Annotated in this window: 10 protein-coding genes; all 10 read left to right on the top strand. The window is 53.7% G+C overall.

Features of this window, described 5'->3' with window-relative positions; translation table 11 throughout:
* Nucleotides 1–14: 14 nt before the first annotated feature.
* Entirely contained in the window at nucleotides 15–233 is a 219-nt protein-coding gene (locus tag ACJHW7_RS07150; RefSeq protein WP_001300728.1) for a DUF2575 family protein, read from the top strand.
* A 7-nt stretch (nucleotides 234–240) separates the two neighbouring features.
* Nucleotides 241–1,182 (top strand): bifunctional riboflavin kinase/FAD synthetase, encoded by a 942-nt coding sequence (ribF, locus tag ACJHW7_RS07145; RefSeq protein ID WP_040234473.1) that lies wholly within the window; start codon nucleotides 241–243, stop codon nucleotides 1,180–1,182.
* Between the two features lie 42 nt (nucleotides 1,183–1,224).
* The gene (gene ileS, locus ACJHW7_RS07140; protein WP_001286856.1) at nucleotides 1,225–4,041 is read left to right on the top strand and encodes an isoleucine--tRNA ligase; all 2,817 of its coding nucleotides are present in this window, start codon (nucleotides 1,225–1,227) and stop codon (nucleotides 4,039–4,041) included.
* Nucleotides 4,041–4,535 carry a signal peptidase II gene (gene lspA / locus ACJHW7_RS07135; protein ID WP_000083369.1) on the top strand — a complete coding sequence of 165 codons (495 nt, stop codon included), beginning with the start codon at nucleotides 4,041–4,043 and terminating at the stop codon, nucleotides 4,533–4,535. The genes ileS and lspA overlap by 1 nt, the downstream gene beginning before the upstream one ends.
* A gap of 87 nt (nucleotides 4,536–4,622) precedes the next feature.
* The gene (gene fkpB, locus ACJHW7_RS07130; protein WP_000004655.1) at nucleotides 4,623–5,072 is read left to right on the top strand and encodes an FKBP-type peptidyl-prolyl cis-trans isomerase; all 450 of its coding nucleotides are present in this window, start codon (nucleotides 4,623–4,625) and stop codon (nucleotides 5,070–5,072) included.
* A 1-nt stretch (nucleotide 5,073) separates the two neighbouring features.
* Nucleotides 5,074–6,024, top strand: coding sequence for a 4-hydroxy-3-methylbut-2-enyl diphosphate reductase (ispH, locus tag ACJHW7_RS07125; protein WP_001166395.1), 951 nt, complete (start codon nucleotides 5,074–5,076; stop codon nucleotides 6,022–6,024).
* Between the two features lie 65 nt (nucleotides 6,025–6,089).
* Entirely contained in the window at nucleotides 6,090–7,004 is a 915-nt protein-coding gene (gene rihC / locus ACJHW7_RS07120; RefSeq protein WP_040234475.1) for a ribonucleoside hydrolase RihC, read from the top strand.
* Nucleotides 7,005–7,170: 166 nt separating this feature from the next.
* Nucleotides 7,171–7,992, top strand: coding sequence for a 4-hydroxy-tetrahydrodipicolinate reductase (dapB, locus tag ACJHW7_RS07115; protein WP_000543604.1), 822 nt, complete (start codon nucleotides 7,171–7,173; stop codon nucleotides 7,990–7,992).
* A gap of 455 nt (nucleotides 7,993–8,447) precedes the next feature.
* Nucleotides 8,448–9,596: a glutamine-hydrolyzing carbamoyl-phosphate synthase small subunit gene (carA, locus tag ACJHW7_RS07110; protein ID WP_000597260.1), complete on the top strand. Its 1,149-nt coding sequence runs from the start codon at nucleotides 8,448–8,450 to the stop codon at nucleotides 9,594–9,596.
* Nucleotides 9,597–9,613: 17 nt separating this feature from the next.
* Nucleotides 9,614–12,835, top strand: coding sequence for a carbamoyl-phosphate synthase large subunit (gene carB / locus ACJHW7_RS07105; RefSeq protein WP_001126357.1), 3,222 nt, complete (start codon nucleotides 9,614–9,616; stop codon nucleotides 12,833–12,835).
* The last annotated feature ends 110 nt before the right edge of the window (nucleotides 12,836–12,945 follow it).

Below are 12,945 nucleotides of genomic sequence, written 5' to 3'. Positions count from 1 at the left end.
AATAAGCGCCGTTAATGTGCCGGCACTCGTTACGTAGTGATGGCGCAGGATTCTACCAGCTTGCGGGGTGTGAATACAGCTTTTCCGCGATAAAAATTGCAGCAGGCGGTCAGTTTCTTCCCGTGATTTGCGCCATGGCAATGAAAAGCCACTTCTTTCTGATTTCGGTACTCAATCGCCGGTTAACCTTGACCGCTGTACAAGGTATACTCGGACGATTTTCACTGTTTTGAGCCAGACATGAAGCTGATACGCGGCATACATAATCTCAGCCAGGCCCCGCAAGAAGGGTGTGTGCTGACTATTGGTAATTTCGACGGCGTGCATCGCGGTCATCGCGCGCTGTTACAGGGCTTGCAGGAAGAAGGGCGCAAGCGCAACTTACCGGTGATAGTGATGCTTTTTGAACCTCAACCACTGGAACTGTTTGCTACCGATAAAGCCCCGGCAAGACTGACCCGGCTGCGGGAAAAACTGCGTTACCTTGCAGAGTGTGGTGTTGATTACGTGCTGTGCGTGCGTTTCGACAGGCGTTTTGCGGCGTTAACCGCGCAAAATTTCATCAGCGATCTTTTGGTGAAGCATTTGCGCGTAAAATTTCTTGCCGTAGGTGATGATTTCCGCTTTGGCGCTGGTCGTGAAGGCGATTTCTTGTTATTACAGAAAGCTGGCATGGAATACGGCTTCGATATCACCAGTACGCAAACTTTTTGCGAAGGTGGTGTGCGTATCAGCAGCACCGCCGTGCGTCAGGCGCTGGCTGATGACAATCTGGCTCTGGCAGAAAGTTTACTGGGGCACCCGTTTGCCATCTCCGGGCGTGTAGTCCACGGTGATGAATTAGGGCGCACTATAGGTTTCCCGACGGCGAATGTACCGCTACGCCGTCAGGTTTCCCCGGTGAAAGGGGTTTATGCGGTAGAAGTGCTGGGCCTCGGTGAAAAGCCGTTACCCGGCGTGGCAAACATCGGAACACGCCCAACGGTTGCCGGTATTCGCCAGCAGCTGGAAGTGCATTTGTTAGATGTTGCAATGGACCTTTACGGTCGCCATATACAAGTAGTGCTGCGTAAAAAAATACGCAATGAGCAGCGATTTGCGTCGCTGGACGAACTGAAAGCGCAGATTGCGCGTGATGAATTAACCGCCCGCGAATTTTTTGGGCTAACAAAACCGGCTTAAGCCTGTTATGTAATCAAACCGAAACACGGAACCGAGAATCTGATGAGTGACTATAAATCAACCCTGAATTTGCCGGAAACAGGGTTCCCGATGCGTGGCGATCTCGCCAAGCGCGAACCGGGAATGCTGGCGCGTTGGACTGATGATGATCTGTACGGCATCATCCGTGCGGCTAAAAAAGGCAAAAAAACCTTCATTCTGCATGATGGCCCTCCTTATGCGAATGGCAGCATTCATATTGGTCACTCGGTTAACAAGATTCTGAAAGACATTATCGTGAAGTCCAAAGGGCTTTCCGGTTATGACTCGCCGTATGTGCCTGGCTGGGACTGCCACGGTCTGCCGATCGAGCTGAAAGTAGAGCAAGAATACGGTAAGCCGGGTGAGAAATTCACCGCCGCCGAGTTCCGCGCCAAGTGCCGCGAATACGCGGCGACCCAGGTTGACGGTCAACGCAAAGACTTTATCCGTCTGGGCGTGCTGGGCGATTGGTCGCACCCGTACCTGACCATGGACTTCAAAACTGAAGCCAATATCATCCGCGCGCTGGGCAAAATCATCGGCAACGGTCACCTGCACAAAGGCGCGAAGCCAGTTCACTGGTGCGTTGACTGCCGTTCTGCGCTGGCGGAAGCGGAAGTTGAGTATTACGACAAAACTTCTCCGTCCATCGACGTTGCTTTCCAGGCAGTCGATCAGGATGCACTGAAAGCAAAATTTGCCGTAAGCAACGTTAACGGCCCAATCTCGCTGGTAATCTGGACCACTACGCCGTGGACTCTGCCTGCGAACCGCGCAATCTCTATTGCACCTGATTTCGACTATGCGCTGGTGCAGATCGACGGTCAGGCCGTGATTCTGGCGAAAGATCTGGTTGAAAGCGTAATGCAGCGTATCGGCGTGACCGATTACACCATTCTCGGCACGGTAAAAGGTGCGGAGCTTGAGCTGCTGCGCTTTACCCATCCGTTTATGGGTTTCGACGTTCCGGCAATCCTCGGCGATCACGTTACCTTGGATGCCGGTACCGGTGCCGTTCACACCGCGCCTGGCCACGGACCGGACGACTATGTGATCGGTCAGAAATACGGCCTGGAAACCGCTAACCCGGTTGGCCCGGACGGCACTTATCTGCCGGGCACTTATCCGACGCTGGATGGCGTGAACGTCTTCAAAGCGAACGACATCGTCGTTGCGCTGCTGCAGGAAAAAGGCGCGCTGCTGCACGTTGAGAAAATGCAGCACAGCTATCCGTGCTGCTGGCGTCACAAAACGCCGATCATCTTCCGCGCGACGCCGCAGTGGTTCGTCAGCATGGATCAGAAAGGTCTGCGTGCGCAGTCACTGAAAGAGATCAAAGGCGTGCAGTGGATCCCGGACTGGGGCCAGGCGCGTATCGAGTCGATGGTTGCTAACCGTCCTGACTGGTGTATCTCCCGTCAGCGCACCTGGGGCGTACCGATGTCACTGTTCGTGCACAAAGACACGGAAGAGCTGCATCCGCGTACCCTCGAACTAATGGAAGAAGTGGCAAAACGCGTTGAAGTTGACGGCATCCAGGCGTGGTGGGATCTTGATGCGAAAGAGATCCTCGGCGATGAAGCTGATCAGTACGTGAAAGTGCCGGATACGCTGGATGTATGGTTTGACTCCGGATCTACCCACTCTTCTGTTGTTGACGTGCGTCCGGAATTTGCCGGTCACGCAGCGGACATGTATCTGGAAGGTTCTGACCAGCACCGTGGTTGGTTCATGTCTTCCCTGATGATCTCCACCGCGATGAAAGGCAAAGCGCCGTATCGTCAGGTACTGACCCACGGCTTTACCGTGGATGGTCAGGGCCGCAAGATGTCTAAATCCATCGGCAACACCGTTTCGCCGCAGGATGTGATGAACAAACTGGGCGCGGATATTCTGCGTCTGTGGGTGGCATCAACCGACTACACCGGTGAAATGGCCGTTTCTGACGAGATCCTGAAACGTGCTGCCGATAGCTATCGTCGTATCCGTAACACCGCGCGCTTCCTGCTGGCAAACCTGAATGGTTTTGATCCAGCAAAAGATATGGTGAAACCGGAAGAGATGGTGGTACTGGATCGCTGGGCCGTAGGTTGTGCGAAAGCGGCACAGGAAGACATCCTCAAGGCGTACGAAGCATACGATTTCCACGAAGTGGTACAGCGTCTGATGCGCTTCTGCTCCGTTGAGATGGGTTCCTTCTACCTCGACATCATCAAAGACCGTCAGTACACCGCCAAAGCGGACAGCGTGGCGCGTCGTAGCTGCCAGACTGCGCTGTATCACATCGCAGAAGCGCTGGTTCGCTGGATGGCACCAATCCTCTCCTTCACCGCTGATGAAGTGTGGGGCTACCTGCCGGGCGAACGTGAAAAATACGTCTTCACCGGTGAGTGGTACGAAGGCCTGTTTGGTCTGGCAGACAGTGAAGCAATGAACGATGCGTTCTGGGACGAGCTGTTGAAAGTGCGTGGCGAAGTGAACAAAGTCATTGAGCAAGCGCGTGCCGACAAGAAAGTGGGTGGCTCGCTGGAAGCGGCAGTAACCTTGTATGCAGAACCGGAACTGGCGGCGAAACTGACCGCGCTGGGCGATGAATTACGATTTGTCCTGTTGACCTCCGGCGCTACCGTTGCAGACTATAACGACGCACCTGCTGATGCTCAGCAGAGCGAAGTACTCAAAGGGCTGAAAGTCGCGTTGAGTAAAGCCGAAGGTGAGAAGTGCCCACGCTGCTGGCACTACACCCAGGATGTCGGCAAGGTGGCGGAACACGCAGAAATCTGCGGCCGCTGTGTCAGCAACGTCGCCGGTGACGGTGAAAAACGTAAGTTTGCCTGATGAGTCAATCGATCTGTTCAACAGGGCTACGCTGGCTGTGGCTGGTGGTAGTCGTGCTGATTATCGATCTGGGCAGCAAATACCTGATCCTCCAGAACTTTGCTCTGGGGGATACGGTCCCGCTGTTCCCGTCGCTTAATCTGCATTATGCGCGTAACTATGGCGCGGCGTTTAGTTTCCTTGCCGATAGCGGCGGCTGGCAGCGTTGGTTCTTTGCCGGTATTGCGATTGGTATTAGCGTGATCCTGGCAGTGATGATGTATCGCTCGAAGGCCACGCAGAAGCTAAACAATATCGCTTACGCGCTGATTATTGGCGGCGCGCTGGGCAACCTGTTCGACCGCCTGTGGCACGGCTTCGTTGTCGATATGATCGACTTCTACGTCGGCGACTGGCACTTCGCCACCTTCAACCTTGCCGATACTGCCATTTGTGTCGGTGCGGCACTGATTGTGCTGGAAGGTTTTTTACCTTCTAAAGCGAAAAAACAATAATAAACCCTGCCGGATGCGGCCTACAGATTGCTGCGAAATCGTAGGCCGCATCCGGCAAAAATCCTCAAAATATAAGAGCAAACCTGCATGTCTGAATCTGTACAGAGCAATAGCGCCGTCCTGGTGCACTTCACGCTAAAACTCGACGATGGCACCACCGCCGAGTCTACCCGCAACAACGGTAAACCGGCGCTGTTCCGCCTGGGTGATGCTTCTCTTTCTGAAGGGCTGGAGCAACACCTGCTGGGGCTGAAAGTGGGCGATAAAACCACCTTCTCGCTGGAGCCAGATGCGGCGTTTGGCGTGCCGTCACCGGACCTGATTCAGTACTTCTCCCGCCGTGAGTTTATGGATGCAGGCGAGCCAGAAATTGGCGCAATCATGCTTTTTACCGCAATGGATGGCAGTGAGATGCCTGGCGTGATCCGCGAAATTAACGGCGACTCCATTACCGTTGATTTCAACCATCCGCTGGCCGGGCAGACCGTTCATTTTGATATTGAAGTGCTGGAGATCGATCCGGCACTGGAGGCGTAACATGCAGATCCTGTTGGCCAACCCGCGTGGTTTTTGTGCCGGGGTAGACCGCGCTATCAGCATTGTTGAAAACGCGCTGGCCATTTACGGCGCACCGATATATGTCCGTCACGAAGTGGTGCATAACCGCTACGTGGTCGATAGCTTGCGCGAGCGTGGGGCTATCTTTATTGAGCAGATTAGCGAAGTGCCGGACGGCGCGATCCTGATTTTCTCCGCACACGGTGTTTCTCAGGCGGTTCGTAACGAAGCGAAAAGCCGCGATTTGACGGTGTTTGATGCCACCTGTCCGCTGGTGACCAAAGTGCATATGGAAGTTGCCCGCGCCAGTCGCCGTGGCGAAGAATCTATTCTCATCGGCCACGCCGGGCACCCGGAAGTGGAAGGGACAATGGGTCAGTACAGCAACCCGGAAGGGGGAATGTATCTGGTTGAATCGCCAGACGATGTGTGGAAACTGACGGTCAAAAACGAAGAGAAGCTCTCCTTTATGACCCAAACCACGCTGTCGGTGGATGACACGTCTGATGTGATCGACGCGCTGCGTAAACGCTTCCCGAAAATTGTCGGTCCGCGCAAAGATGACATCTGCTACGCCACGACTAACCGTCAGGAAGCGGTACGCGCCCTGGCAGAACAGGCGGAAGTTGTGCTGGTGGTCGGTTCGAAAAACTCCTCCAACTCCAACCGTCTGGCGGAGCTGGCCCAGCGTATGGGCAAACGCGCGTTTTTGATTGACGATGCGAAAGATATCCAGGAAGAGTGGGTGAAAGAGGTTAAATGCGTCGGCGTGACTGCGGGCGCATCGGCTCCGGATATTCTGGTGCAGAATGTGGTGGCACGTTTGCAGCAACTGGGCGGTGGTGAAGCCATTCCGCTGGAAGGCCGTGAAGAAAACATTGTTTTCGAAGTGCCGAAAGAGCTGCGTGTCGATATTCGTGAAGTCGATTAAGTCATTAGCAGCCTAAGTTATGCGAAAATGCCGGTCTTGTTACCGGCATTTTTTATGGAGAAAACATGCGTTTACCTATCTTCCTCGATACTGACCCCGGCATTGACGATGCCGTCGCCATTGCCGCCGCGATTTTTGCCCCCGAACTCGACCTGCAACTGATGACCACCGTCGCGGGTAATGTCTCGGTTGAGAAAACCACCCGCAACGCCCTGCAACTGCTGCATTTCTGGAATGCGGAGATTCCGCTCGCCCAGGGAGCCGCTGTGCCGCTGGTACGCGCACCGCGTGATGCAGCATCTGTGCACGGCGAATCGGGAATGGCTGGCTACGACTTTGTTGAGCACAACCGAAAGCCACTCGGGATACCGGCGTTTCTGGCGATTCGGGATGCCCTGATGCGTGCACCAGAGCCCGTTACCCTGGTGGCCATCGGCCCGTTAACCAATATTGCGCTGTTACTTTCACAATGCCCGGAATGTAAACCGTATATTCGTCGTCTGGTGATCATGGGCGGTTCTGCCGTTCGCGGCAACTGCACACCAAACGCCGAGTTTAATATCGCTGCCGATCCAGAAGCGGCTGCCTGTGTCTTCCGTAGCGGCATCGAAATTGTCATGTGCGGTCTGGATGTCACCAATCAGGCAATATTAACCCCTGACTATCTCGCTACTTTACCGGAGTTGAATCGCACCGGAAAAATGCTCCACGCCCTGTTTAGCCACTACCGTAGCGGCAGTATGCAAAGCGGTCTGCGAATGCACGATCTCTGCGCCATCGCCTGGCTGGTGCGCCCGGACTTATTCACCCTCAAGCCGTGTTTTGTCGCGGTAGAAACTCAAGGCGAATTTACCTCAGGCACGACGGTGGTTGATATCGACGGTTGCCTGGGCAAACCAGCCAATGTACAGGTGGCATTGGATCTGAATGTAAAAGGCTTCCAACAGTGGGTGGCTGAGGTGCTGGCTCTGGCGCCGTAACCTGTCACATGTTATTGGCATGCAGTCATTCATCGACTCATGCCTTTCACTGATATCCCTCCCTGTTTATCATTAATTTCTAATTATCAGCGTTTTTGGCTGGCGGCGTAGCGATGCGCTGGTTACTCTGAAAACGGTCTATGCAAATTAACAAAAGAGAATAGCTATGCATGATGCAAACATCCGCGTTGCCATCGCGGGAGCCGGGGGGCGTATGGGCCGCCAGTTGATTCAGGCGGCGCTGGCATTAGAAGGCGTGCAGCTGGGCGCGGCGCTGGAGCGCGAAGGATCTTCTTTACTGGGCAGCGACGCCGGTGAGCTGGCTGGTGCAGGGAAAACAGGCGTTACCGTGCAAAGCAGCCTCGATGCGGTAAAAGATGATTTTGATGTGTTTATCGATTTTACCCGTCCGGAAGGTACGCTGAACCATCTCGCTTTTTGTCGCCAGCATGGCAAAGGGATGGTGATCGGCACTACGGGGTTTGACGAAGCCGGTAAACAGGCGATTCGTGACGCCGCCGCCGATATTGCGATTGTCTTTGCCGCCAATTTTAGCGTTGGCGTTAACGTCATGCTTAAGCTGCTGGAGAAAGCAGCCAAAGTGATGGGTGACTACACCGATATCGAAATTATTGAAGCACATCATAGACATAAAGTTGATGCGCCGTCAGGCACCGCACTGGCAATGGGAGAGGCGATCGCCCACGCCCTTGATAAAGATCTGAAAGATTGCGCGGTCTACAGTCGTGAAGGCCATACCGGTGAACGTGTGCCTGGTACCATTGGTTTTGCCACCGTGCGTGCAGGTGACATCGTTGGCGAACATACCGCGATGTTTGCCGATATTGGCGAGCGTCTGGAGATCACCCATAAGGCGTCCAGCCGCATGACATTTGCTAACGGTGCGGTAAGATCGGCTTTGTGGTTGAGTGGTAAGGAAAGTGGTCTTTTTGATATGCGAGATGTACTTGATCTCAATAATTTGTAACCACAAAATATTTGTTATTGTGCAAAAATAACACATTTAATTTATTGATTGTAAAGGGCTTTAATTTTTGGCCCTTTTATTTTTAGTGTTATGTTTTTAAGTTGTCTATAAGTGCTAAAAATAACATGTTTTGTCTTCTATTTTTGTTGTTTTAATGTAAATTTTGACCATTTGGTCCACTTTTTCCTGCTCGTTTTTATTTCATGCAATCTTCTTGCTGCGCAAGCGTTTTCCAGAACAGGTTATATGATCTTTTTGTCGCTTAATACCTGTAAAACATGCATGAGCCACAAAATAATATAAAAAATCCTGCCATTAAGTTGACTTTTAGCGCCCATATCTCCAGAATGCCGCCGTTTGCCAGAAATTCGTCGGTAAGCAGATTTGCATTGATTTACGTCATCATTGTGAATTAATATGCAAATAAAGTGAGTGAATATTCTCTGGAGGGTGTTTTGATTAAGTCAGCGCTATTGGTTCTGGAAGACGGAACCCAGTTTCACGGTCGGGCCATAGGGGCAACAGGTTCGGCGGTTGGGGAAGTCGTTTTCAATACTTCAATGACCGGTTATCAAGAAATCCTCACTGATCCTTCCTATTCTCGTCAAATCGTTACTCTTACTTATCCCCATATTGGCAATGTCGGCACTAATGACGCCGATGAAGAATCTTCTCAGGTACATGCACAAGGTCTGGTGATTCGCGACCTGCCGCTGATTGCCAGCAACTTCCGTAATACCGAAGATCTCTCTTCTTACCTGAAGCGCCATAACATCGTGGCGATTGCCGATATCGATACCCGTAAGCTGACGCGTTTACTGCGCGAGAAAGGCGCACAGAATGGCTGCATTATCGCAGGCGATAACCCGGATGCGGCGCTGGCGTTAGAAAAAGCCCGCGCGTTCCCAGGTCTGAATGGCATGGATCTGGCAAAAGAAGTGACCACCGCAGAAGCCTATAGCTGGACACAAGGGAGCTGGACGTTGACCGGTGGCCTGCCAGAAGCGAAAAAAGAAGACGAGCTGCCGTTCCACGTCGTGGCTTATGATTTTGGTGCCAAGCGCAACATCCTGCGGATGCTGGTGGATAGAGGCTGTCGCCTGACCATCGTTCCGGCGCAAACTTCTGCGGAAGATGTGCTGAAAATGAATCCAGACGGCATCTTCCTCTCCAACGGTCCTGGCGACCCGGCCCCGTGCGATTACGCCATTACCGCCATCCAGAAATTCCTCGAAACCGATATTCCGGTATTCGGCATCTGCCTCGGTCATCAGCTGCTGGCGCTGGCGAGCGGTGCGAAGACTGTCAAAATGAAATTTGGTCACCACGGCGGCAACCATCCGGTTAAAGATGTTGAGAAAAACGTGGTGATGATCACCGCCCAGAACCACGGTTTTGCGGTGGATGAAGCAACATTACCTGCAAACCTGCGTGTCACGCATAAATCCCTGTTCGACGGTACGTTACAGGGCATTCATCGCACCGATAAACCGGCGTTCAGTTTCCAGGGTCACCCGGAAGCCAGCCCTGGTCCACACGACGCCGCGCCGTTGTTCGACCACTTTATCGAGTTAATTGAGCAGTACCGTAAAACCGCTAAGTAATCAGGAGTAAAAGAGCCATGCCAAAACGTACAGATATAAAAAGTATCCTGATTCTGGGTGCGGGCCCGATTGTTATCGGTCAGGCGTGTGAGTTTGACTACTCTGGCGCGCAAGCATGTAAAGCCCTGCGCGAAGAGGGTTACCGCGTCATTCTGGTGAACTCCAACCCGGCGACCATCATGACCGACCCGGAAATGGCCGATGCGACCTACATCGAGCCGATTCACTGGGAAGTGGTACGCAAGATTATTGAAAAAGAGCGCCCGGACGCGGTGCTGCCAACTATGGGCGGTCAGACGGCGCTGAACTGCGCGCTGGAGCTGGAACGTCAGGGCGTGTTGGAAGAGTTCGGCGTCACCATGATTGGCGCCACTGCCGATGCGATTGATAAAGCAGAAGACCGCCGTCGTTTCGACGTAGCGATGAAGAAAATTGGTCTGGAAACCGCGCGTTCCGGTATCGCACACACGATGGAAGAAGCGCTGGCGGTTGCCGCTGACGTGGGCTTCCCGTGCATTATTCGCCCATCCTTTACCATGGGCGGTAGCGGCGGCGGTATCGCTTATAACCGTGAAGAGTTTGAAGAAATTTGCGCCCGCGGTCTGGATCTCTCTCCGACCAAAGAGTTGCTGATTGATGAGTCGCTGATCGGCTGGAAAGAGTACGAGATGGAAGTGGTGCGTGATAAAAACGACAACTGCATCATCGTCTGCTCTATCGAAAACTTCGATGCGATGGGCATCCACACCGGTGACTCCATCACTGTCGCGCCAGCCCAAACGCTGACCGACAAAGAATATCAAATCATGCGTAACGCCTCGATGGCGGTGCTGCGTGAAATCGGCGTTGAAACCGGTGGTTCCAATGTCCAGTTTGCGGTGAACCCGAAAAACGGTCGCCTGATTGTTATCGAAATGAACCCACGCGTGTCCCGTTCTTCGGCGCTGGCGTCGAAAGCGACCGGTTTCCCGATTGCTAAAGTGGCGGCGAAACTGGCGGTGGGTTACACCCTCGACGAACTGATGAACGACATCACTGGCGGACGTACTCCGGCCTCCTTCGAGCCGTCCATCGACTATGTGGTTACTAAAATTCCTCGCTTCAACTTCGAAAAATTCGCCGGTGCTAACGACCGTCTGACCACTCAGATGAAATCGGTTGGCGAAGTGATGGCGATTGGTCGCACGCAGCAGGAATCCCTGCAAAAAGCGCTGCGCGGCCTGGAAGTCGGTGCGACTGGATTCGACCCGAAAGTGAGCCTGGATGACCCGGAAGCGTTAACCAAAATCCGTCGCGAACTGAAAGACGCAGGCGCAGAGCGTATCTGGTACATCGCCGATGCTTTCCGTGCGGGCCTGTCTGTGGACGGCGTCTTCAACCTGACCAACATTGACCGCTGGTTCCTGGTACAGATTGAAGAACTGGTGCGTCTGGAAGAGAAAGTGGCGGAAGTGGGCATCACTGGCCTGAACGCTGACTTCCTGCGCCAGCTGAAACGCAAAGGCTTTGCCGATGCGCGTCTGGCAAAACTGGCGGGCGTGCGCGAAGCGGAAATCCGTAAGCTGCGTGACCAGTATGACCTGCACCCGGTCTACAAGCGCGTGGATACCTGTGCGGCAGAGTTTGCCACCGACACCGCTTACATGTACTCCACTTATGAAGAAGAGTGCGAAGCGAATCCGTCTACCGACCGTGAAAAAATCATGGTGCTCGGCGGCGGCCCGAACCGTATCGGTCAGGGTATCGAATTCGACTACTGCTGCGTACACGCCTCGCTGGCGCTGCGTGAAGACGGTTACGAAACCATTATGGTTAACTGTAACCCGGAAACCGTCTCCACCGACTACGACACCTCCGACCGCCTCTACTTCGAGCCGGTAACGCTGGAAGATGTGCTGGAAATTGTGCGTATTGAGAAGCCGAAAGGCGTTATCGTCCAGTACGGCGGTCAGACCCCGCTGAAACTGGCGCGCGCGCTGGAAGCTGCTGGCGTACCGGTTATCGGTACCAGCCCGGATGCCATCGACCGTGCGGAAGACCGTGAACGCTTCCAGCATGCGGTTGAGCGTCTGAAACTGAAACAACCGGCGAACGCCACCGTTACTGCTATTGAAATGGCAGTTGAGAAGGCAAAAGAGATTGGCTACCCGCTGGTGGTGCGTCCGTCTTACGTTCTCGGCGGTCGGGCGATGGAAATCGTCTATGACGAAGCTGACCTGCGTCGCTACTTCCAGACGGCGGTTAGCGTGTCTAACGATGCGCCAGTGTTGCTGGATCATTTCCTTGATGACGCAGTAGAAGTTGACGTGGACGCCATCTGCGACGGCGAAATGGTGCTGATTGGCGGCATTATGGAGCACATCGAGCAGGCGGGCGTGCACTCCGGTGACTCCGCATGTTCTCTGCCAGCCTACACCTTAAGTCAGGAAATTCAGGATGTGATGCGCCAGCAGGTGCAGAAACTGGCCTTCGAATTGCAGGTGCGCGGCCTGATGAACGTGCAGTTTGCGGTGAAAAACAACGAAGTCTACCTGATTGAAGTTAACCCGCGTGCGGCGCGTACCGTTCCGTTCGTCTCCAAAGCCACCGGCGTACCGCTGGCAAAAGTGGCGGCGCGTGTGATGGCTGGCAAATCGCTGGCTGAGCAGGGCGTAACCAAAGAAGTTATCCCGCCGTACTACTCGGTGAAAGAAGTGGTGCTGCCGTTCAATAAATTCCCGGGCGTTGACCCGCTGTTAGGGCCAGAAATGCGCTCTACCGGGGAAGTCATGGGCGTGGGCCGCACCTTCGCTGAAGCGTTTGCCAAAGCGCAGCTGGGCAGCAACTCCACCATGAAGAAACACGGTCGTGCGCTGCTTTCCGTGCGCGAAGGCGATAAAGAACGCGTGGTGGACCTGGCGGCAAAACTGCTGAAACAGGGCTTCGAGCTGGATGCGACCCACGGCACGGCGATTGTGCTGGGCGAAGCGGGTATCAATCCGCGTCTGGTGAACAAGGTGCATGAAGGCCGTCCGCACATTCAGGACCGTATTAAGAATGGCGAATATACCTACATCATCAACACCACCTCAGGTCGTCGTGCGATTGAAGACTCCCGCGTGATCCGTCGCAGTGCGCTGCAATATAAAGTGCATTATGACACCACCCTGAACGGTGGTTTCGCTACCGCGATGGCGCTGAATGCCGATGCGACTGAAAAAGTAATTTCGGTGCAGGAAATGCACGCACAGATCAAATAATAGCGTGTCATGGCGGATATTTTTCATCCGCTAATTTGATCGAATAACTAATACGGTTCTCTGATGAGGACCGTTTTTTTTTGCCCATTAAGTAAATCTTTTGGGGAATC

Source organism: Escherichia sp. WS1152 (assembly GCF_046487665.1).
In the GTDB taxonomy this organism is placed as follows: domain Bacteria; phylum Pseudomonadota; class Gammaproteobacteria; order Enterobacterales; family Enterobacteriaceae; genus Escherichia; species Escherichia coli.
This window is presented reverse-complemented; position numbering and strand designations above follow the sequence as displayed.

Coding starts and splice junctions, on each gene's coding strand:
- ACJHW7_RS07150 (WP_001300728.1), top strand. CDS start 15: ATGTGCCGGCACTCGTTACGTAGTGATGGCGCAGGATTCTACCAGCTT.
- ribF (WP_040234473.1), top strand. CDS start 241: ATGAAGCTGATACGCGGCATACATAATCTCAGCCAGGCCCCGCAAGAA.
- ileS (WP_001286856.1), top strand. CDS start 1,225: ATGAGTGACTATAAATCAACCCTGAATTTGCCGGAAACAGGGTTCCCG.
- lspA (WP_000083369.1), top strand. CDS start 4,041: ATGAGTCAATCGATCTGTTCAACAGGGCTACGCTGGCTGTGGCTGGTG.
- fkpB (WP_000004655.1), top strand. CDS start 4,623: ATGTCTGAATCTGTACAGAGCAATAGCGCCGTCCTGGTGCACTTCACG.
- ispH (WP_001166395.1), top strand. CDS start 5,074: ATGCAGATCCTGTTGGCCAACCCGCGTGGTTTTTGTGCCGGGGTAGAC.
- rihC (WP_040234475.1), top strand. CDS start 6,090: ATGCGTTTACCTATCTTCCTCGATACTGACCCCGGCATTGACGATGCC.
- dapB (WP_000543604.1), top strand. CDS start 7,171: ATGCATGATGCAAACATCCGCGTTGCCATCGCGGGAGCCGGGGGGCGT.
- carB (WP_001126357.1), top strand. CDS start 9,614: ATGCCAAAACGTACAGATATAAAAAGTATCCTGATTCTGGGTGCGGGC.